Source organism: Flavobacterium sp., from assembly GCF_027484205.1.
Classification (GTDB): domain Bacteria; phylum Bacteroidota; class Bacteroidia; order Flavobacteriales; family Flavobacteriaceae; genus Flavobacterium.
The window spans coordinates 207,423-228,514 of the sequence record NZ_JAIXUB010000015.1; the positions used below are offsets into that span (position 1 = coordinate 207,423).

A 21,092-nucleotide genomic window follows, 5' to 3' on the forward strand; every position below is an offset into this window, starting at 1 on the left:
AATGAAGAAATTTACATTCTATATTCTAATTTTTATTTTCTCGATAAACCTTCAAGCTCAAAAAAAGATGATATTTCCACCTAATTTAAAAAAAGGCGATACCGTTGCCATTGTAGCAACTGCAAGAAAAAATATTGAAGACAACTTACAACCTGCAATTTCTTGGTTAAAAAACTGGGGTTTAGAAGTGGTTATTGGTTCAACAATAGGATTAGACCATAACCAATTAGCAGGAACTGATGAGCAACGAGCTGCAGATTTTCAGACACAACTTGACAATCCAAATATTAAAGCTATTTGGTGTGTTCGTGGCGGTTATGGAACGGTGCGAATGATTGATTTATTAGATTTTACTAAGTTCAAACAATCGCCAAAATGGATTGTTGGTTTTAGTGATGTTACCGTTTTACACAGTCATTTGAACACCTTGGGTTATGCGTCTATTCATGGAATTATGCCTGTAAGTTCAAAAGCTAGTGAAGAAGCAAAAGAAAGTTTGCGTAAATCTTTATTTGGCGAGCATTTAGAATATACTGTTCCATGCGAAAACATGAACCGACTTGGAACTGCGAAAGGTGAATTAGTTGGCGGAAATTTATCAATTTTATACAGTTTATTTGGTTCACCATCGGCAATTGATTGCTCAGATAAAATTCTATTTATAGAAGATTTAGATGAATATTTATATCATATTGATAGAATGATGATAAATCTTAAACGTAATGGTTGCTTAGAAAGTCTAAAAGGAATTATTGTTGGCGGAATGACAAAAATGAAAGACAATGAAATTCCTTGGGGAAAAGACGCTTTAGAAATTATTGATGATGTAACTAAAAACTACAATATTCCAGTAATTTATAATTTTCCTGCTGGACACATGGCTGATAATCGTGCGTTAATTTTTGGAAAACAAGTTTCTATAGAAGTAAACGATTTAGAAAGTAAAGTGGTTTTTGAATAGATTTCTTTGATTAATTAGACTTTTTAGAAAGTTATATTAAAATCCAATAGTCTAATAATCTAACAATTTAAAGAATGGCAGAACACAACGAACTCGGAAAAATTGGTGAAAAATTAGCTGTGGAATATCTCCAAAAAAACGGCTACGAAATTTTGGAAACCAATTGGGTTTTTCAAAAAGCAGAAATCGATATTATTGCTCAAAAAGAAAATATTCTTGCTATTGTTGAAGTAAAAACGCGTTCGTCAATTGATTTTGGTTTGCCTCAAGATTTTGTAAAACCAAATAAAATTCAATTTCTTGTAAAAGCCGCTAATGAATATATTATTTCCAATGATTTAGATTTGGAAATTAGGTTTGATATTGTAGCAATTTATAAAGAAAAAGAAGTCTATAATATTGAACACATTGAAGAAGCCTTTTATTATTTTTAGACTAAAAACAACTTCTTAATCTTAGTTGGAATATCTTCTTTAGAACTCCAAAATGATAGAATGTATACTTCATCAGTGTCAAATAAATAATAAATTCCATAAGGAAATTTTGATAACCAAATTACTCGGATTGTTTTATATCTAAATTGAAAACTTTCAGGATTTTTAGAAATTTTCAAGAAACAATTTCTAATATCTTTTTCAAATTTCTTTGCAATGGTTTTATTAATTTCAAAATAATGTGCAATTATTTCTTCAATTTCAATTGCTGCTGTTGATTTAATAATGAGTTTTTTATAACTCATATTTAGACTTTAGATTATCTAAAAATTCAAAAGCATCACTATTAGAATCATTTTTTTGATTGTGATTTTCCAATCTTTTCTTTAACTCATTTTTTTGGTTTTGAGTTAAATTTAATGGTTCAATTTCTGTCAAAACAAATGACTTCACTTTTTTTAAAAGCGCAATGTCATTAATGTTTTGAAGTAAATCAAAAAGTATCGATTTTTCTGTTTGAATGCTCATTTTTCGAAAGTTATAGGCAAATATATAAATTTTTATTTAAATCCTATTCATCAATTCCAAAGCCTTATTAATACTCTTTACATTATCAAAAGTCAACAATAAACGTAAGCCGTTTTTGGTTTCTTTTTCTTTCATTTTGCAAAGGTTGCTGTTCATTTGAACAAATTGAACCATTTTCATAAAACGATTCGATTGGTAGAAATCACTTTGCTGATCGCCCACAAAATAGCCAACCATTTTTCCTTGTTTCATTACTAATTTCTCGATTCCGATAGCAGTTGCTTTCCATTTTATTCGGATGCTGTTCAGTAAGGCATTTGCTTCTTTTGGTAAAGCTCCAAATCGGTCAATTAATTTCTGTTCGAATACTTCTAATGCTTCTTCGTTTTTAATCAAACTCAATTCGTTGTATAGATTTAAACGTTCGGTAATGTTATTGATGTATTCATCCGGGAAAAGCAATTCGAAATCGGTGTCGATTTGTAAATCTTTGACGTATTCTTTAGTTTCGATATCGTTTTCTGTTGGATATAAATCTTTGAATTCGTTTTCTTTCAACTCTTCAATGGCTTCGTTCATGATTTTTTGATAGGTATCAAATCCAATGTCATTAATGAAACCACTTTGTTCTCCGCCCAATAAATCTCCTGCACCACGAATTTCTAAATCTTTCATGGCAATGTTAAACCCACTTCCTAATTCTGAAAATTGTTCTAAAGCATGAATTCGTTTTCTAGCATCATCGGTCATGGCAGAATATGGTGGCGTGATAAAATAACAAAACGCTTTTTTATTACTTCTTCCCACACGACCACGCATTTGATGCAAATCGGATAGACCAAAATTATTCGCATTATTTATAAAAATCGTATTTGCATTGGGTACATCCAAACCACTTTCAATGATGGTTGTAGCTACTAAAACATCAAATTCGCCATTCATGAAAGCCAACATTAATTCTTCTAATTTTTTACCGTCCATTTGACCATGACCAATTCCAACTCGCGCATCGGGAACTAATCGTTGAATCATTCCGGCAACTTCTTTAATGTTTTCAATTCTGTTATTGATAAAGAATACTTGTCCGTTTCTTTGAATTTCATAGGAAATTGCATCGCGAATTAACTCTTCATGAAAACGAACCACATGCGTTTCAATAGGATATCTATTTGGTGGAGGTGTTGTAATAACCGATAAATCACGAGCAGCCATTAATGAAAACTGCAACGTTCTCGGAATTGGAGTTGCTGTCAAAGTAAGCGTATCCACATTAGCCGAAATTGTTTTGAGTTTGTCTTTTACGTTTACACCAAATTTTTGTTCTTCGTCAATAATCAACAAACCTAAATCTTTGAATTTTACATCTTTGTTTACCAATTGATGTGTTCCAATGATGATGTCAACTCTTCCTTCGCCAAGATTTTTAATGGTTTCGGTTCTTTCTTTTGCAGTTCTAAAACGATTTAAGTAATTTACAGAAACCGGCATGTCTTTTAATCGTTCAGAAAAAGTACGATAATGTTGGTAAGCCAAAATTGTAGTTGGAACTAAAACAGCTACTTGTTTTCCATTATCGACCGCTTTAAATGCAGCTCGAATGGCAACTTCTGTTTTACCAAAACCAACATCACCACAGACTAATCGATCCATTGGTCTGTCGGTTTCCATATCGGCTTTTACATCTTGAGTTGCTGTAATTTGGTCGGGTGTATCTTCATAAATGAAGGAACTTTCCAACTCTTTTTGTAAATAACTATCTGGTGCGCAAGCAAATCCTTTTTCCAATCTTCGCTTTGCATAAAGCTGAATTAAGTTGAAAGCAATATGTTTTACACGTGCTTTTGTTTTTTGTTTTAAAGCTTTCCAAGCACCACTTCCAAGTTTGTAAATCTTTGGAGGTGCGCCGTCTTTCCCGTTGTATTTAGAAATTTTATGCAACGAATGAATGCTTACGTAAACAATATCATTATCAGCGTAAACTAATTTTATAGCTTCTTGCGTTTTGCCTTCTACCTGAATTTTTTGCAATCCACCAAACTTTCCAATTCCGTGATCGATGTGAGTTACATAATCGCCTACCGTCAAAGAAGTAAGCTCTTTTAGAGTAATGGTTTGCTTTTTAGAATAACCGTTTTTAATATTGAATTTATGGTAACGTTCAAATATTTGATGATCGGTGTAACAAGCTATTTGGTTTTCTTCATCGATAAATCCTTGAAATAATGGGAAAACGACAGTTTTATATTGTTTACGAACGCTTTCATGGTTTTCTTCATCAATATCTTCAAAAATATCATGAAAACGATTGGCTTGATTTTCATTGGAACAAAACAAATAATTTTTAATTCCGTTGAAGTGATTTTCTGCCAAGTTGTTCATCAATAAATCAAATTGCTTATTGAAAGAGGGTTGAGGTTGAATATGAAATTCAATCGTTTTATCAATTTTATAAGTTGGCACATTGCTCAATTCTACTACAGAAAAGTTTAAGGCTTTCTTTAAAAATTGTTCTTGATTAAGGAATAAATCTTTAGGCTCAAGATGTTTTATGGTTGCGTCTAATTTGCTAAATACTTCGGTTGCTTTTGCAAAAAGTTTGTCTAATTGATTGCAAAGCAAATCGGTGTTTTGAATAAAAAGTACTGTTTTTTGGTCGATGTACTCTAAAAAACTTTCTCTGTTTTCTTCGAAGAATTTGTTTTCAACATTAGGAATGATAGAGATTTTCTTGAGTTTTTCAATAGATAATTGTGTTTCAACATCAAAACTTCTTATAGAATCTACTTCGTTTCCAAAAAACTCTATTCGATACGGATTATCATTTGAAAAAGAAAAAACATCGACAATTCCACCACGAACAGAGAATTCACCTGGTTCTGTAACAAAATCTACTCTTTTGAAATTGTATTCAAACAGTACTTCGTTGATGAAATCAATAGCAATTTTATCGTTTACCGAAATTTTTAACGTGTTTTTGTCAAGGTCTTTTTTGGTAACTACTTTTTCAAAAATGGCTTCAGCATAAGAAACAATTATAGCTGGTTTTTTTCGCGAATTGATTCGGTTTAAAACTTCAGCTCTAAGTAGAATATTGGCGTTGTCGGTTTCGTCTATTTGATAAGGACGACGGTACGAACCTGGATAAAACAACACATCTTGATCGTTGATGAGTTGCTCTAAATCGTTAAGATAATAAGCAGCTTCTTCTTTATCGTTAAACAACAATAAGAATGGCAATTCTGCTTTTTCAAAAGTAGATTGAATTACAAATGACAATGCCGAGCCCAACAAACCTTTTGCGTTTATTTTGGAGTCACGTTGCTCTAATGAAGCAGCTAAAAGTTGGACTTTTGCCGACTTTTGATAGACAGAAATGACGTTATTTTTACTCAAAATTATTCTAAATCAGGATCAATATTTGTGGAAGGAACAGCTCTTGATGAATCTTTCATTTGGATAATATCAGGTTCACCTTCTTCTCTTGGAATTTGACTTCGAACAACAATTTCTTCTAATTGTAATTGTAGATAATCAATTTCCATATTGATTTCACCTATAAGTTTTACTACTTTTTTATCTTGAATTTGATTCAAATTGATGAATAAATTCATAGATTTTATTTTGGTTACAATAACACCAATACGAGCTTTAGTTTGAGGTAAATTAAACTCAGTTGGAATATTATTGTTTAAAGCTACTGCTTTATCAGCTAATGTTTTTGCCTTTTTTTGAAAGGCACCAATGGTACTTTTTGGTTTTTGATTGATTTCACTAATGAAATTTCGCCATTCGTTCCAATTGTTTATTCTTGATTGCGTTGCAGGTTCTAATGGAGTTAATTCAAAAATCCAACCACGATTGATGTTATCGAAAATAGCTTCGTTTTTCTTAGCTTGTTTTTCTTGTTCTATTTTGCGTTGCGCTGAATCATCTTGACAAGAAAATACTAAAAATGAGATAAGTGAAAGGAAAACTATTTTTATTTTCATCATTGAAATTACATTTGATTGCAAAAATACAAAAGTACTATTTTGTTTCAGACAATATGTGAAAGGTTTTATAAATGTTAGAACTTGAAAATTACTTTGTATAAAATCCTAATTTGAAATCGTTATCTTTGTTTTACAAACAAACAAACTATGACTACTAAAATTTTAATTATCGGTGCTTGCGGACAAATAGGCACTGAGTTAACCACTAAATTAAGAAGTATTTACGGAAATGATAATGTTATTGCTTCGGATATTCGAAAATTAAATAATGATATTGTAAACAACGGAATTTTTGAAGTTGTCAATGCTTTAGATTACAATCAAATTGAGCATTTAATCGAACAATATCAAATTACAGATGTTTATTTAATGGCGGCATTACTTTCTGCTACAGCCGAAAAAAATCCTGCTTTTGCATGGGATTTGAACATGAATTCTTTATTTCACGTATTGAATTTGGCGAAAGCCGGAAAAATAAAAAAGATATTTTGGCCTTCAAGTATAGCGGTTTTTGGACCAACAACTCCAAGAGAAAATACACCTCAGTTTACGATAATGGAACCCACAACAGTGTATGGAATTTCTAAACAAACTGGCGAACGCTGGTGTGAATATTACCACCATCAATATGGCGTTGATGTTAGAAGTATTCGTTATCCTGGATTAATTAGTTGGACTACTGAACCTGGTGGCGGAACTACAGATTATGCTGTAGATATTTATCACAAAGCATTAGAAAAAGGTAGTTTTGAATGTTTCCTTTCAGAAGATACTAAATTGCCAATGATGTATATGGACGATGCCATTCGTGCCACAGTTGAAATTATGCAAGCTAAATCGGAAGATGTTAAAATTCGTTCGTCATATAATTTATCGGGAATTAGTTTTACGCCAGAGGAAATTGCTACTGAAATTAAAAAACATATTCCAAATTTCACTATTTCATACAAACCAGATTTTCGTCAGAAGATTGCTGATAGTTGGCCTGCATCGATTGATGATTCTTCTGCTAGAGCAGATTGGGGTTGGAAACATCAATATGAAATGGATTCCATGACGGAAGTGATGTTAGAGAATTTAAGGAAGTAAGGTTTTAGAAAAGGTCTTCGACAGGCTCAGACTGACAGTAGGTTTTTTCGATTGGCTATTTTTAAATGGATGTTTATTTTTATACAGAACTCAATTGATTACGAATTGTCACACTGAGCCTGTCGAAGTGCTATTCTAATAAATTAATTTAATGAAAACATACTTTGTTTATATTCTTAAATTTATTATGCAGGTTTTACTAATGATTTAGAAAGAAGATTAGGCGAACATCATTCAGGAAAGAATAAAGATTGCTACACATTTAATAAACGACCAATTGAACTAATGTGGTTTGAAACTTTTAATGATGTTTTAAATGCTATTGCAATAGAAAAACAAATAAAGGGTTGGAGTAGAAGGAAAAAAGAAGCTTTGATAAGTCAAGATTGGGATAAACTTGTTTTGTATTCTAAAAATTACACCCAATTTGGAAATGGGTCTTCGACAGGCTCAGACTGACAGTAGGTTTTTTTGATTGGCTTTTTTTAAATGGATGTTTATTTTTATACAGAACTCAATTGATTACGAATTGTCACATTGAGCTTGTTGAAGTGGTTTGAGTTTAAAAAGAGGTCTTCGACAAGCTTAGACTGACAATTGGTTTTTGAATTGGATTTAGTAAAAAAGCAACGATTAATATTCAAAATACAATTGATTATGTGTATTGTTATACTAAACTTGTCGAAGTGATTTGAGTTTAAAAAGATATCTTCAAACTCTAGACGTTTCGGGACAGACTGACATTGCATATTGAAATTGGCTCTTTTGCTAAATATAACTTTATCTTTTCAGTAAAATCAATTGATTACGAATTGTCACACTGAGCTTGTCGAAGTGGTACCTACTACTTTTTCAACTTATCAATCAAAGCATCTTCTATAGGTGCTTTTGTTTTTACTACTTCGTTCGTGTTGTCATTTGGAATGGTCATTGAAAGAACGTAATGTTTTATTTTCCATTCTTTTTTAACTTTTATTAAAACGCCTGAACCTCTACAAATTTTCATTTGGGTATTTAGTAGTTCATCAAACCAAGCTGTTTTTCCATCTTTAGAAAAGTAAATATTTCGTTCTAATGCAGTAAAACTCCATGCTTTTCCTTTGTCAAAGTAAGGTTTTGCAAAAGCAATGAATTGTGGTTTGGTCCAATTTTCTGTAGCATCAGTTCCAATGTAGATGGAATCATCGTGAAGTACGCTGAAATAGTTTTCAAAGTTGGCTTCCGCCGCTGCTTTGTGCCAATTGTCTAGTAATGTGTTTATGGTTTGCTTGTCTTGAGCTACAGAAAATTGTGTACTGAGAATTAGAAAAAGGAGTATTTTTTTCATGGAGTTTGTTTTGATAAAAATAGGAATTTTTAAACACAAAAGGCACAAAAGTTTAAATAAAGGTCTTTGACAGGCTCAGACTGACATTGCATATTGAAATTGGCTATTTTGCAAAGTAGAACTTTATTTTTTCAACAAAAATCAATTTATTACGGATTGTCACGCTGAGCTTGTCGAAGTGGTTTGAGTTTTTGTAAAGTTTTTGTTGCAGTCTTTTTAATTTGGAGTTAAAACTTCTCGCCGTGTTGGGATAAGTCTAAACCTAAATCTTCTGATTCTTCCGTTACTCTTATTGGGATGATTTTGTTGGTTACTTTGAATAGTAAATACGCACCACCAAAAGTAAATACCGAAACTAAAACCAATGCCATCATGTGGTGAGCAAAAACACCCCAACCACCATGAAGTAAACTGGCATTTTCTCCTTGGGCGAAGATTGCGGTTAAAATCATTCCCATAATTCCGCCTACGCCGTGACAAGCGAAAACGTCTAGTGTGTCGTCTATTTGCTTTAGCTTTTTCCAATTGACCATTTTATTGGAAACGATTGCTCCAATGAATCCGAAGAAAATACTTTGTGGAATGGTAATAAATCCTGCTGATGGCGTGATGACAACTAAACCAACAACTGCTCCAATACAAGCTCCAAGTGCGGAAACTTTTCTTCCGTTTAGTCTATCAAAAAACACCCACGTCATCATAGCTGATGCTGAGGCGATTGTTGTTGTTGCAAAAGCCATTGCTGCTGTTGCATTTGCTGCAAGCGCTGAACCTGCATTAAAACCAAACCAACCAAACCAAAGCAATCCAGTTCCAAGAAGTACAAAAGGAATGTTGGTTGGAATGTGTTCGCTGTTTTTTCTTTTGCCTAAAACAATGACTCCTGCTAATGCTGCGAAACCTGCGCTCATGTGCACCACTGTACCTCCAGCGAAATCCTTTACGCCGAAATAACTACCTAATAGGCCGTGAGGATGCCAAATCATGTGGCATAACGGAGCGTAAATACAAACTGTAAACAAACAAATAAATAAGAGGAAAGAGATAAAGCGAATACGCTCGGCTAAAGCGCCGGTTATGATTGCAGGCGTAATCACAGCAAATTTCATTTGGAAAAGGGCAAAAAGAATGAATGGAATACTTGAACCTAATGCTTTGTGAGGCAAAAGTTCTACTTGATCAAAAAATGCAAATTCTAGTGGATTTCCGATGATTCCATAATAAGTTCCGTTGAGGTTGATGCCTATTGGACTTCCAAAAGACAAACTAAAACCTACAGTAACCCAAAGCAAACTCACCACGCCAAGGCAAATAAAACTTTTGAGCATGGTTGAAATTACATTTTTCTTGCCTACCATTCCGCCATAGAAAAAAGATAATCCTGGTGTCATTAGTAAAACCAAGCACGACGCTGTAAGCAACCAAGCTACATCAGCGTAGTTAATGGTGTTGGCTTCATTGAATTGAGAAGTTGGTAGTTGGTGTTGCCAAAACAAACCTGTTATTGCTACTACAGCGATAATTACAAAAGCCGATATCCAACGTTTTTCTAAACCCATTTTTATTTATTTAAACAACATACCCTAAAAATAATAGGGTAAAATTATAAAAATAGTGCTATTTTAAAGTTATTTTGAATAAAAAAGTAGGGCTAAAAATTAATTTTTATTAAATATGAGGACAAACTTTAATTTTTTTGAAATTATTAAAATTATATTGGGTTATTTTAATGATGTGGTAATTTTTTGAGTTATGAGTGTTGAATTATTTCTTGTACTAAACGTTAAATAACGACTTTACCAGTTTTTAAAGCGTTACCTTACACTATCTTGTCTAATCAAGTGTTGGGAATGTAGTATGGATGCGAATTTTGAAATCTTGATTGCGAGTTATATGGAACATAAAGTGGGAATTGCCGACCATTTTTTGAGTGATGATTTGTGTTATCATTTAAAAGCCAATATGCTTGCTTTGAACGATGACCAAAAGATGATTACAGCTGGCGTTGGCAACGACGGAATTATGGTTTTTGACGATTTGATAAGAAATGACAAAATTTATTGGTTGGACAAAGCCCACAACAACTGCCACGAAACGGAATTTCTAGAAAAGATAGAAGCGTTTATTGTGTACCTAAACGAAACGTGTTTTACTAACATAAAAAGCTATGAGTTTCATTACTCGTTGTATGAAATTGGTAGTTTTTACCGAGCGCATTTAGACCAATTTGAAGACGACAACAAACGTCAATTTTCGATGGTGAGTTACCTAAACCCACATTGGAATACAAAAGATGGTGGCGAACTTTTTATACACCAAAAACCCAAAAACCAAGCCATTGCACCGATGCAAGGAAAAACGGTTTTCTTTAAAAGCGACGAACTTCAACACGAAGTTTTAGTTACCAATGAAAGAAGGTTCAGTGTTACGGGTTGGTTGAAGAGAGGTTAGGTTATTTTAAAACTTTTACTTTATTTCTCATTAAATTACTTAGTGAAACAGTAAAAGGCATACCGATTTTTGAATAAGGATTCTTTATAATTTCTTGTATCTTTTTGTATTCTTCTAATTCTTTAAAATTCCAACTTACATTATCAAATTCTTGAGCTGTTACTTTCTGAATATCAATAGCGAGATAATAATCCTTTGGTTTCTTTGATGGTGGATATTTTAGTTCATCTAAATGATTGGCAGAAAATACTTTTGGACCTTTGCTCTTTATTTCATACAAATCAGAGGCATTGGGTTCTCCACTTTTTCTTAGTAACAAATATTTTGCGTTAACGACTTCATTGGAGAACTCTAGTGAACCAATTTCTTCATCCATTCGGAAAATGTATTTTTTATTTTCCTCATACCATTTAAATCTGTCAGGAGTTGTTGCGTAACCTACTATTACAAAAGTGTCGTCAGGGATCAATTTTATACCACTTAAATATTCTGGAATTGGCTCATGAAGAATATTATTGTCTTCTTTATCAATTTGGTAAATTTGATGGGCTTTATGACTTACATTTTCTCTTTGTGATGCTCTGTCTAACAAGTGGTCAATAACTAAATCAATAAATTTAGATAATTCGGATATGTCATTGTTTCGTCCAGTTGGATTTATTGAAAAAGCACCTAAACCAGGAATGATTTCGTGAAAACCTCTGATTTCTTTTTTTTCTGTACCTGGATATAAAACATAAGCACCTCCCGATCTTCTAATTGCATCTTTATAAGCGTGCATCTTTAACAAATCTGCGTTTTTGTAAATTCCTTTCCGCTCATTATTTTCCTCTTGTTCTATTAAATCATTATCAATAGAAGTTTGAATTTGGAATTGGGTTACTTTATATTTTGCATCGAAATGAATATGTACAATAAGCTCTTGTTTTTCAGCATCTTTTTCTTTTAACATTGCTGGCCAAACTGATAATGTATAATCTGGTCTTAAAGTAGTTGTATAACTACCGGCTTGCTCGTCAGTATATTTTGTGCCACCTTTAAAGGAACGATTGTATGAGAATTTTATTTTTAATTCTCTGTTTTCTGTAATAAAATCTCCGTACAAAGCAGTGTGCTTTCCTTGTTTTACCATTACATTCAAACCGTCTTTGGTAGGTTCTATTAAATGATTGTAAGATTGTTCATCGTGCTCTATATCTTTAATTTTGAATTTAGACTTGAATAGATCATACAATGTGAAAAACAACCAATATTCGTATAAAGTAGCAATATCTCTTTTACCAGCTTTATAAACATCATCGCCGCCCTTCCAAACTAATTTAGCAGCTAAATCAAATTGTAACCATGTACTTAAAATTTCACGATAACCACTTTTTCTTTGTAAAACTGGGCTGTTTAATTTTAATGACGTTGGTCTGGATATATCTTTAAAGAAAGATTGGCTTAAATAGCTATCTAGTTTTGTAACCAAATTGGTTGCTTCAATAGACGGTCTTGTATATCCTTTATTTTTGAAGTACTGTTGACAATCTTCTGCAAATCTTAAAAAAACTTCTAAGGCATATTTTATAAATCGATTTTCAGGTGTATCTGTGTGTTCAATTTTTCTGAAACTATTTATTTTATTAGGTATTGATTTAATACCTGATTTATATAAGGGATGTGATGCTTGTAAAGGGATTCTATTTGAACCCGATGTTATTTGCTTAGTAGCAGCATTGTTGAATCTTTTTATTCTAAGGATGTCTAACTCTTCTTCCTCCGTATCCCAATTGGTTTTAGGAGAAGCTATAATTTTTAATACTGCTTCTTCAAAATCTTTGTTTTGAATGATAGCATTAATAAAACTAAATCTTTGGTAAATCGTTTCGTTGTCTCTTGAAAAGTCTGTTTCAAAATTTTGTTCTATCGGTGAATTGATTTGCATTAAAAGTTCGGTACACTTATCAGTTATGTCTTTTAACATAAAACGATAGTTTTCGCGGTAACTTTTATCAAGTTCTATATCAAACTTTGTTGCTAGAACTTCAATAGTAATTGTAAATTCTTTGCCTTCTTGTGTAATATCGGTAACAAATAATGTAAGTGTCCCTACATAGATATTTGGCACAATTCTTCCTAGTGATGCCTCACGCTTTGATTGTGAAACTACACCATCAATACTACAATTTAAGCGGTATTTTTTATTGGTAAAGGCATATTCATAGTTGTTACCTTCCAAAATTTGAAAGGTACTTTCTCCATATTCATTTGCTTCGTCTTCTGTAATTTCAAAAATTCTCGCTTTGTTCTCTGGATAGATTTCTAAAAAGTCAGTCTCGTTGAAGAATGTTAATGGTATTTGAATATGTTGTTTGGTTTCTAGCATATTTCTTTACGCTTCAGCATAACTAGTAAAGCCATTAGCCAATACATTTTTATACATTCTGATTAGCTTCTCGAATGAAATAGGGTATTTTTTAGTAATACCATCAAAGTTGTTTTTGTAAAGATCATCAAACTGTTTTTCAAACACTTCTTTAGTTATTCCTTCCACACATAAACCAGACAAAGTAATTAAAATTTTTACTAGCTTACTTCTAGAACCATGCAATTTTGGCAACAACTTTTGCATAATCGCAATATCTAAACAATCACTATCGGTAATTGCAGGTTCTATAATTTGCAATTTTGCAACAAGTTGCATTATCTCAGTAGCAGAACGGTAACCGAACTCGGCACCTACTTTCTTTAACTCGTTAAAGAAATAAACCAATTCATTTGTTAGTGCTTCATTTTTCTCTATGTCTACTTTTTCGGCGATTGATAAAAAACTTTTAGCCATTGCAATTCCTTGTCTTTTCAGTTTATTTAAATCTGGAATACCTGGACTTGCTAAAAAGCCTTTTATTTCTTCTTCTGTAATTCTGAATTCGATTACGTTAGCTCTGTCTAATACTTTTGGACTGAACATGTATGTTGTTTCGTCTATGTTAACTGTACCGATAATAAACACATTTTTAGGCCAACCTATTTCTAAATCAATTTCTAAACCATCTAAACTCTTTCTTTTTTTACCAGTATATAATTTTATTGTGTCATTAGATTCCATGATACTCAAAAAGTCTGCAAAATAACGCTCTACATGACTCAAGTTCATTTCGTCTAGAATTAAAAAGAAAGGTTTGTTTTCATTCTCTTCTTTAATGGCTTCAATTAGTAAATGAATTACACCACTATCTGGAGTGATGTATTCTTCTGCAACTAATCCGTTAGGATAACCTACTAATGGTTCACGATTTGTCCAATCTGCTCCAACAGGAATAATTTTAAATTGTTCTTCATTTTCGCAAATCCATTGTACAAAGCTTTGAGCGATTTTAGTTTTCCCCGAACCTGATAAACCACTTAGGATTACAAAGGGTTTTGACGTTAAAGAAGCGAGTAACCGTAAAATTAGTTCAGGTTTAAAATTTAAATTAGCATCTTTATTAAGTTCAAAGAATGTCATATAATTGAATTCTTTAAAATTTAAAAGATCATCATTAAATTCCAAGGGTAAATTATTACTGTAATTATTTTTTAAAAATTTTAAATAATTATTCTTACCCATTATGGCTTCTGGTGCGCCCTTACTTGTTGCTGAACTGTATTTAAACCATTTTTCATTTCTTCTATCTAAAATAGCATTTTCTATTTTTAAATAATTTTCATGAAAATTGTTTTTATCTATGTTAAATATTTTTCCATTAAAAAAATTCTCATCCCAAAAATTTAATATTTCATAGCTAACCAAACCTTCATACGATTTTTTAAAATTTTCAGGTTTATCGTACCATTCGATAAAATCTATTAGTGTTTTCTTTTGACTATTTGGTTTGTCTTCACTATCTTTTAATAAATTTAGTTTTTCAATAGTATAATTACCATTCAGTAAATTTTCATACTCAGAATTTATTATATTAGTTAAATCAATGATTGCTCTAATGATTGACTTTCCGGTAGCATTTTCAATTTTTCTAAATGCCTGATTAGGTGCTGACTTTGTGTCTGGCCCAATATTGGGTGCATCTTTCAAAGATGGATATACATAAAAATCATCTTTTGTTAATGTATTAGGGAGAAATTCAAAAATCTCAACATCTAATGTAAAATGTTTTTTGTCTTGTTCATCTTTTGGTAAATGGATAACTTTTCCAATTGCTCTTAATCCATTTTCGTAATCATGAATTTTTTTTGAACTATCACCACTTATAACAATGAAAACAATATCACCAATTGATATTTCATTTTTATGCCAAGAAAGAGTATCAAAAACAACTAATTCTTCTTTCTTTAAAATTTTTCCAATTGTCTTTTGGTCGTTTGTTCTTATTGAGAAATAATTCATGTTTTTTGTTTTTTTAGTCTATTTCTAACTGTTCAATAAAATCATAATAGGAATTAATTTTTTTGAAATCAATTTCGTAATTTTCATTGTCTATTTTTCTCACTTCAACTGAGTCAATTCCAGCTTCTATTAGCATTTCGTAAGTAACTAATGTTCCAACAGAAATTCCTAGAATATCTCTTAAAATCCATTCCCCTAACTCTTTATTTGGATTGCTCATTAAACCTTTACCCTTGTTGATTTTTTTATCGTTTAAAGTCATATAAGAATCTTGACACATACTAGAAACTAAAATTTTACCATTTGGTAAGTGAAGATTAAAATAAATGCCTTCTTCATTTGGAGGAAAAAAATCAGGAAAAAATCTATGAATTTGAGCTGGAACAGGGATATATACTTCATTAACATCTCGTTTTCTCCCTTTGCTATTCCATTGATTTAACCCACTTCCTTCAGCGACATCATCATATCGTGTTGAGAATAATGGTAATATTACATATTGATAATCATTATTTTTTTCATTAAAATCAAGTTTGTGATTTTCAAATATGTTTTTTAAGATTTCATACGGATCCTTTAAAATATTTACTTTCAATTCAGTAACATTAGCTGTGTTGAATCTCTTAAATAGTGTACTTTTACTTAAATTGAAATTATATTCATTTAATTTATCATTGAAGGAAATAGAATTTGCCTTTAATTTGACATCACAAATACCCTCCAAATTTATTAAATCCATTTTCTCTTCAAATATCAAAAATCTATCTGTTTCTCTTGTTACACAGTGATAGACTAAGTTATCAAGAGAATGAATAACTTTTGTTGATTCTAGCCTTTTATTTCTTAAATATGAAATATAGTTGATAAACTCCTCAGGTTTTTTAACAAGTTCATAATAATCAATTCTGTCTTTGTTGAATTCTGCAACTTTTTGCAATGATTTTCCATTGTAATTTAAAAATGTTTTGAGTCCAATACCTGTTGAGTTTTTTGAAGCATCAGCGGAACTATCTCCTCTAGATAAATTGTTAGCACTAAAAGCTTTGCAAAAGATATTTTCAGCTGCTCTGTAATATAAATATGGCACATCACTGTCAGAAAAAAGATTTGAAATACCACCAACTATTTTGAGCAAATTAAAATATTCATTTATATTGTCTTTTGGTTGATTTTCTAAGAACATATATTAATAATTTATGACTTTAATTATTTCTTGTGCAATTCTTTCAATTAAAGTTGTTGTTACTGAATTACCTGCTTGCATGTATAATTTACTATTGGCAATATTTGGTAAAATATATTTATCTATTGGATAACCTTGAAAACCGAAACACTCTTTTGGTGTTAATTTTCTAATACCGAAATCGTCTAAAACTAAAGGCACATTATGACCTCCAGTTCCCATATTAGCAGTTAAAGTTGGACACACATTGCTTTTGTTTTCTCTTACATAAACTCTTCTCCATTGATAAATTGTATCCTTTGAAGTCATTGTTTTTTTTAATTCAGGATAATATTGATGATCTTTTTTATAATAAAGATTATCAGATTGTTTTCCTTTTTCTAAAATATCATGTATTGTTTTAGTTAAAGGAATTGGTTCAGGAAATTTAAAATTAGCATGATTTGCTACTTGTTTTGTGTCAAATGCCACAATAAAAATTCTCTCTCTATTTTGAGGAACATTTGCATGAGTAGCTGAATTCAAAATTTTGGTGTAAGCTTTATATCCTAGTTTTTGTTCTAATATTTCAAGAATAATTTTGAATGTATTTCCTTTATCATGAGAAACTAAATTTTTTACATTTTCTAAGAAAACAACTTTTGGTCTTTTGGTTTCTATTACTTTTTCTAAATCAAAAAATAATGTTCCTCTTGTGTCGTGAAATCCTTTTTGATAACCGGCAATTGAAAAGGCTTGGCATGGGAATCCAGCACACAATATGTCAAAATTATCAGGGATATAATTTTTTGTATAGTCTTTAGTTATATCTCCAAATGGGACTTCGCCAAAATTTGCTTTATAAGTTATTTTTGCATTTGTATCCCATTCACTTGTATAAATACATTTACCTCCAACATTTTGCATTGCGATTCTAAAACCACCAATTCCAGCAAACAAATCAATAAATTTAAAAGTATAATTTTCAGGAGTTGGGAATGGAACATTTTCAACCTCAAAAAGTAATTGTTGTAATGCAACATCTGAAACTAAAGATAGATTTTCTTCTTGATTTTTGTATTCAACAATCTGATTTAAATATTCTGTAGCTTCTTTTTCAAAATGAGATTTTACTCCATTTCTATAATTGTGTAAGTAATGAGTTAACACAGCTTTTCTGTTATCATCTTCTTCTACAAAACGGATTTTAAATTCTTTGCCATCGAATTCTTCAATAGATATTTTTTCTTTCATTTTCATTTCTTAAATCCTTTATCGTTAAAAAAAGTTGCAAAATCAGTTTCAAGTGCGGTTATTATTTTTTCAATTATTTCAATTGAAACATTTCGTTTTCCTTTTTCTATATCTGAAATATAGTTTCTGTCAACGTTAGATATATTAGCCAAATGCTCAATAGAAATTCCTTTTTCTTCTCTTTGAGATTTGACTTTTAACCCAAATTTTTCTTTAATATTCATAGTTTATAAAATTAGTTTTGCGCCTACAATTGACCTGCCTACAATTGTAAGCAATGTAATGTTAGTTGTTAACAATGTTATGAGATAGTAAAATCAGTATTTGAAGAATTTTATAAAACAAAAAAAACCTCCAACTTTCGTCAGAGGTCTTTACAAATAAAAAAACTACTACTTACTTTACGATTAGTTTTTTAACGATGCCTTCGCTAGTTTTTACTAGGTAGATTCCGTTAGATAAACTAGTAGTGTTGATGGTTTGTGCGTCTTTTTGAGATAGAATTAGTTTTCCTGAAAGGTCAAATAATTCAATGTCGGCACTGCGGTTAAAGTAAACTATTCCATCATTATTAGAAGGGTTAGGGAATAAAGTAAACGTTTTAGGGTTGTTGTTGAAATCTTCATTTGACAAGGTGTTCGTATCAACTTCAAAAATGGTAATGGTTCCGCTAATTTCGTTAGCTACTAAAACATAAGGTGTTCCTGTTGGGCTGTTTGCAGCAGTTACATAAGTAATTCCTTCTGGACCATGATCACCAGCGTAAGCTGAAGTGCTTCGGCTGTTTTTGTAATCTACAAATACGGCATTGTTTGGATTGGTAATATTATATACCATAACGCCACCAACACGTTCTAAAGAAATAAAAGCAAAAGTTTCTGTTCCTATTTGTGCTATAGTTACGCCTTCTGGTTCTGGACCTTTGGCACGACTTCTTCCCTTAGGAGTATTGCTTTCGTGATCTGCATTGAAAATCGTAGGATAATTAGCTGCTGTATATCTTTCGAAAGCATCGCCACTATCATAAACAACTTGTTTTGTAGTAGTATTGAAAATTGAAAACGAACGTGTTCCAACAGCATTGATGGTTTCAAATTGGGCATCGGCATCGGTATTTCCGTTTAAGTTGGTAACTCTAAAACGTCCCATATTGTACGATTGTTTTAAAACAGTAGCATTTGGGAAATTGGTTGCATCTAAAGTGTATGTTGAAGCTCCAACAGTAGTTCTTTCTGTAAAACCAGTGTATTCTTTTTCGTCACCTTCATTTGCCGTTACGATGTAATTAGTTCCTGCAACGCTATAATTTGCTACAGCATCAGGAATATAAAACGCTTGAATTGGCCAGTTTGCAATCAATACTTGTCCGTTATTGTCTGAAATATCCATTCCGTTTCCTGGTTGGCTCACGTCTTTTGTTCCCAAAGCCCAAATGTCTGAAATGGTAGTGGTTGCTAAATTGATTTCGGCAATAGCATTGTTTTCTTGCAAGGTTACCCAAGCTTTTTGAGAATCGGCACTTATCGTAATGTATTCGGGTTCAAAATCTTGTGACATCGTGCTTGTAAGTTTCAATTTACGAACACCAGAAGCAATTAAAGTAGCTTCTTGCGAATTGTAAGCAGTGAATAACAATGTAGTCACATTCGCTTGAGTTAGCGAAGCAATTCCTCCAGCAATATTAATCACACTTACTGAACCTTCAGGATCGATAGAATAGTCAATATTAGGTTGACCTTCGTTGGCTGTCATTACTTTAGTTCCGTCTGGAGAAAATGTAATCATATCAGGTAACGCACCAACGGTAACTTGATTTAGAAATGTTCCGTTAGTGTCGAAAAATACTACCGAACCATTCAACGTTTCGTCTGTATTTGGAGAAGCGACTGCTACAATTCCGTTTTTAACCGCTACAGAAGTCACACCACCATAAGGATTCATATTCACCGAATTGATAACGGTTGGCGCAGTAGGATTTGAGAAATTAATAATGTCTAAATATCCTGCAATGGCACTTGTAGTAAACAATCGTTGCGAAGCTGGATCGTGAACCACAATTTCGCAAGTACTAGTATTGGTTCCAGAAGGATCAAAACTACCGATGTAATTTAGTTCGATTTGATTGCTCGGAATTGGAGCTACGTTGTCGTTATCGATAATATAAATCGTAGCCGTTGAAGTTCCTGTAATTGATAAACCCACAGCATTTTCAATACTTAGAACGAAATATTCTGCTTGTTGTTCAACAGTTGCGTCATCAATAATAGGAATGGTGATGGTTTGTGTTAAAGCACTTGTAGAAGTGAAGTTCAATGTTTGAGTTGTAAGCGTAAAATCGTTAGCATCTGATGTGCTGAACGGAGCTGTTTTTACTACTAAATCAACCGAACTTGTAGCAGGATTGGTTAAATTGATAGTGAAAGAAAGCGTACCCACAGTTTCATTAACAGTAATAAAATTAGAAGCTAAACTCGCTGAAGGATTTCCAGTTGTAAAACTAACCGATTGTGTTGTTGTGATGGCATTATTGCTTGCATCTTCAACAACATTTGGTAGTAGAGCTACATAATATACTTGACCATAAGCCAAAGTTGCATTTGGAATAATAGTGATTGTAGTTCCAGAAATGGTAGCATCAAATGGTACTAAAGTTCCAGAAGCATTGTTTAAACGTAATTCTACTAAAGCATCAACATTGGTATTTGTAATTGCCGAATCATCAATCAATCGAATGGCTTCATTGAAAGCTATGGTCGGATTTACAGTAACAGCTACATTGGTTGCTGCATTTACAGGAGTTATTGTAGCTATTGGGGCAACAGTATCGCCACCAGCAGCAGTTGATCCTTGAACTGTAAAATTATCGAATCTATTGTTTCCAACAGTTCCGCCACTTCCTTGAGTGAATTCAACTTTTAATTTAAAATTCGGGTTGTTGTTAACACCAGTAGTTGATGTAAAATCTAGAGTTGTTAATGCAGGATCGCCGTTATTAGGAATTACCGTTGTAAATGAAGTGTACGTAGTACCATCTATAGAATAAAACCATGTTTGCGTTCCAGCACCATTATTGGAGCGACGTGTAGCAAATTTTACGATGATGTTTTCATAACCAGACGTTGGCAATGCAAATTCTAAAGCACCACCAATTGGATCATTAAAACGCAAATGGGTTCCAGAAACATCACCATTTTGAGCATTCAAATTAAGAATATTAAAATTTTGACCTGTTCCGTTAGCAAAATCGATAGCGCTAATTCCACCAGGAATTGCATTTAAAGAAGCGCCACCAAGTGTTTGAGAAGGCGTTGTGATTGTGGCTACTGAAGCATTATTGTTGAAGTTCCAATAGTGTAATAGTGTTTGTCCCCAAGAAAAGGAGGAAGCAAAAAACAATATAACAAAAAGTGTTTTAGTACAGTAATTTTTTGACATAGTAGTGTAGTTTTAATTGTGCTACAAAACTCTATCGAATGTGTTAAAGTAGTATTAATCTAAAAACAAAGAATTGTCAAGAGATGCTGT

General features: G+C 32.1%; 17 protein-coding genes. 5 read left to right on the forward strand and 12 right to left on the reverse strand.

All coding sequences use genetic code 11. The annotated features are described in order from the left end of the window. Nucleotide 1: 1 nt before the first annotated feature. Nucleotides 2-961, forward strand: coding sequence for an LD-carboxypeptidase (locus Q0049_RS06985; RefSeq protein WP_298118002.1), 960 nt, complete (start codon nt 2-4; stop codon nt 959-961). Nucleotides 962-1,035: 74 nt separating this feature from the next. Further along, entirely contained in the window at nt 1,036-1,395 is a 360-nt protein-coding gene (locus Q0049_RS06990; RefSeq protein WP_298118004.1) for a YraN family protein, read from the forward strand. Here the strand turns inward: Q0049_RS06990 and Q0049_RS06995 are convergent. From Q0049_RS06995 to Q0049_RS07010, 4 genes are read right to left on the reverse strand one after another with little or no spacing between them, the layout of a single operon-like run. After that, on the reverse strand, nt 1,392-1,700 hold the full coding sequence (locus Q0049_RS06995; protein WP_298118006.1) for a type II toxin-antitoxin system RelE/ParE family toxin: 309 nt from the start codon (nt 1,698-1,700) through the stop codon (nt 1,392-1,394). The two genes, Q0049_RS06990 and Q0049_RS06995, sit on opposite strands and share 4 nt — an antisense overlap. Further along, on the reverse strand, nt 1,690-1,923 hold the full coding sequence (locus Q0049_RS07000; protein WP_298118008.1) for a hypothetical protein: 234 nt from the start codon (nt 1,921-1,923) through the stop codon (nt 1,690-1,692). The genes Q0049_RS06995 and Q0049_RS07000 overlap by 11 nt, the downstream gene beginning before the upstream one ends. A 36-nt stretch (nt 1,924-1,959) precedes the next feature. After that, nucleotides 1,960-5,316 carry a transcription-repair coupling factor gene (gene mfd / locus Q0049_RS07005; protein ID WP_298118010.1) on the reverse strand — a complete coding sequence of 1,119 codons (3,357 nt, stop codon included), beginning with the start codon at nt 5,314-5,316 and terminating at the stop codon, nt 1,960-1,962. Nucleotides 5,317-5,318: 2 nt separating this feature from the next. After that, nucleotides 5,319-5,915, reverse strand: coding sequence for a hypothetical protein (locus Q0049_RS07010; RefSeq protein WP_298118012.1), 597 nt, complete (start codon nt 5,913-5,915; stop codon nt 5,319-5,321). A gap of 147 nt (nt 5,916-6,062) precedes the next feature. Here Q0049_RS07010 and Q0049_RS07015 point away from each other — a divergent pair, with 147 nt between their 5' ends. After that, nucleotides 6,063-7,004: an L-threonine 3-dehydrogenase gene (locus tag Q0049_RS07015; protein WP_298118014.1), complete on the forward strand. Its 942-nt coding sequence runs from the start codon at nt 6,063-6,065 to the stop codon at nt 7,002-7,004. Between the two features lie 180 nt (nt 7,005-7,184). After that, complete coding sequence (locus Q0049_RS07020; RefSeq protein WP_367178969.1) at nt 7,185-7,463, forward strand: GIY-YIG nuclease family protein; 279 nt, start codon at nt 7,185-7,187, stop codon at nt 7,461-7,463. Between the two features lie 385 nt (nt 7,464-7,848). Here the strand turns inward: Q0049_RS07020 and Q0049_RS07025 are convergent, their stop codons facing one another. Continuing rightward, complete coding sequence (locus tag Q0049_RS07025) at nt 7,849-8,331, reverse strand: nuclear transport factor 2 family protein (protein WP_298118016.1); 483 nt, start codon at nt 8,329-8,331, stop codon at nt 7,849-7,851. A 227-nt stretch (nt 8,332-8,558) separates the two neighbouring features. Next, nucleotides 8,559-9,890 (reverse strand): ammonium transporter, encoded by a 1,332-nt coding sequence (locus Q0049_RS07030; protein ID WP_298118018.1) that lies wholly within the window; start codon nt 9,888-9,890, stop codon nt 8,559-8,561. Nucleotides 9,891-10,188: 298 nt separating this feature from the next. On the opposite strand from Q0049_RS07030, the gene Q0049_RS07035 reads away from it, so the two are divergent. Further along, on the forward strand, nt 10,189-10,782 hold the full coding sequence (locus tag Q0049_RS07035) for a 2OG-Fe(II) oxygenase (protein WP_298118020.1): 594 nt from the start codon (nt 10,189-10,191) through the stop codon (nt 10,780-10,782). Between the two features lies 1 nt (nt 10,783). On the opposite strand, the gene Q0049_RS07040 is transcribed toward Q0049_RS07035, so the two are convergent. The 6 genes from Q0049_RS07040 to Q0049_RS07065 all read right to left on the reverse strand — a co-directional run bounded on the left by Q0049_RS07040 (nt 10,784) and on the right by Q0049_RS07065 (nt 21,002). Continuing rightward, nucleotides 10,784-13,150 carry a DUF2357 domain-containing protein gene (locus Q0049_RS07040; RefSeq protein WP_298118022.1) on the reverse strand — a complete coding sequence of 789 codons (2,367 nt, stop codon included), beginning with the start codon at nt 13,148-13,150 and terminating at the stop codon, nt 10,784-10,786. 6 nt (nt 13,151-13,156) lie between these two features. Then, entirely contained in the window at nt 13,157-15,151 is a 1,995-nt protein-coding gene (locus tag Q0049_RS07045) for a hypothetical protein (RefSeq protein WP_298118024.1), read from the reverse strand. Between the two features lie 13 nt (nt 15,152-15,164). Continuing rightward, nucleotides 15,165-16,334, reverse strand: coding sequence for a restriction endonuclease PLD domain-containing protein (locus Q0049_RS07050; protein WP_298118026.1), 1,170 nt, complete (start codon nt 16,332-16,334; stop codon nt 15,165-15,167). Nucleotides 16,335-16,337: 3 nt separating this feature from the next. Next, nucleotides 16,338-17,567, reverse strand: coding sequence for a DNA cytosine methyltransferase (locus Q0049_RS07055; RefSeq protein WP_298118028.1), 1,230 nt, complete (start codon nt 17,565-17,567; stop codon nt 16,338-16,340). A gap of 2 nt (nt 17,568-17,569) precedes the next feature. Then, complete coding sequence (locus Q0049_RS07060) at nt 17,570-17,791, reverse strand: helix-turn-helix transcriptional regulator (protein ID WP_298118030.1); 222 nt, start codon at nt 17,789-17,791, stop codon at nt 17,570-17,572. A 172-nt stretch (nt 17,792-17,963) separates the two neighbouring features. Continuing rightward, nucleotides 17,964-21,002, reverse strand: coding sequence for a choice-of-anchor I family protein (locus Q0049_RS07065; protein WP_298118032.1), 3,039 nt, complete (start codon nt 21,000-21,002; stop codon nt 17,964-17,966). Between the last annotated feature and the right edge of the window lie 90 nt (nt 21,003-21,092).

Coding starts and splice junctions, on each gene's coding strand:
- Q0049_RS06990 (WP_298118004.1), top strand. CDS start 1,036: ATGGCAGAACACAACGAACTCGGAAAAATTGGTGAAAAATTAGCTGTG.
- Q0049_RS07000 (WP_298118008.1), bottom strand. CDS start 1,923: ATGAGCATTCAAACAGAAAAATCGATACTTTTTGATTTACTTCAAAAC.
- Q0049_RS06995 (WP_298118006.1), bottom strand. CDS start 1,700: ATGAGTTATAAAAAACTCATTATTAAATCAACAGCAGCAATTGAAATT.
- Q0049_RS07030 (WP_298118018.1), bottom strand. CDS start 9,890: ATGGGTTTAGAAAAACGTTGGATATCGGCTTTTGTAATTATCGCTGTA.
- Q0049_RS07050 (WP_298118026.1), bottom strand. CDS start 16,334: ATGTTCTTAGAAAATCAACCAAAAGACAATATAAATGAATATTTTAAT.
- Q0049_RS07035 (WP_298118020.1), top strand. CDS start 10,189: ATGGATGCGAATTTTGAAATCTTGATTGCGAGTTATATGGAACATAAA.
- Q0049_RS07040 (WP_298118022.1), bottom strand. CDS start 13,150: ATGCTAGAAACCAAACAACATATTCAAATACCATTAACATTCTTCAAC.
- Q0049_RS07025 (WP_298118016.1), bottom strand. CDS start 8,331: ATGAAAAAAATACTCCTTTTTCTAATTCTCAGTACACAATTTTCTGTA.
- Q0049_RS06985 (WP_298118002.1), top strand. CDS start 2: ATGAAGAAATTTACATTCTATATTCTAATTTTTATTTTCTCGATAAAC.
- Q0049_RS07065 (WP_298118032.1), bottom strand. CDS start 21,002: ATGTCAAAAAATTACTGTACTAAAACACTTTTTGTTATATTGTTTTTT.
- Q0049_RS07015 (WP_298118014.1), top strand. CDS start 6,063: ATGACTACTAAAATTTTAATTATCGGTGCTTGCGGACAAATAGGCACT.
- Q0049_RS07045 (WP_298118024.1), bottom strand. CDS start 15,151: ATGAATTATTTCTCAATAAGAACAAACGACCAAAAGACAATTGGAAAA.
- Q0049_RS07010 (WP_298118012.1), bottom strand. CDS start 5,915: ATGATGAAAATAAAAATAGTTTTCCTTTCACTTATCTCATTTTTAGTA.
- Q0049_RS07055 (WP_298118028.1), bottom strand. CDS start 17,567: ATGAAAGAAAAAATATCTATTGAAGAATTCGATGGCAAAGAATTTAAA.
- Q0049_RS07060 (WP_298118030.1), bottom strand. CDS start 17,791: ATGAATATTAAAGAAAAATTTGGGTTAAAAGTCAAATCTCAAAGAGAA.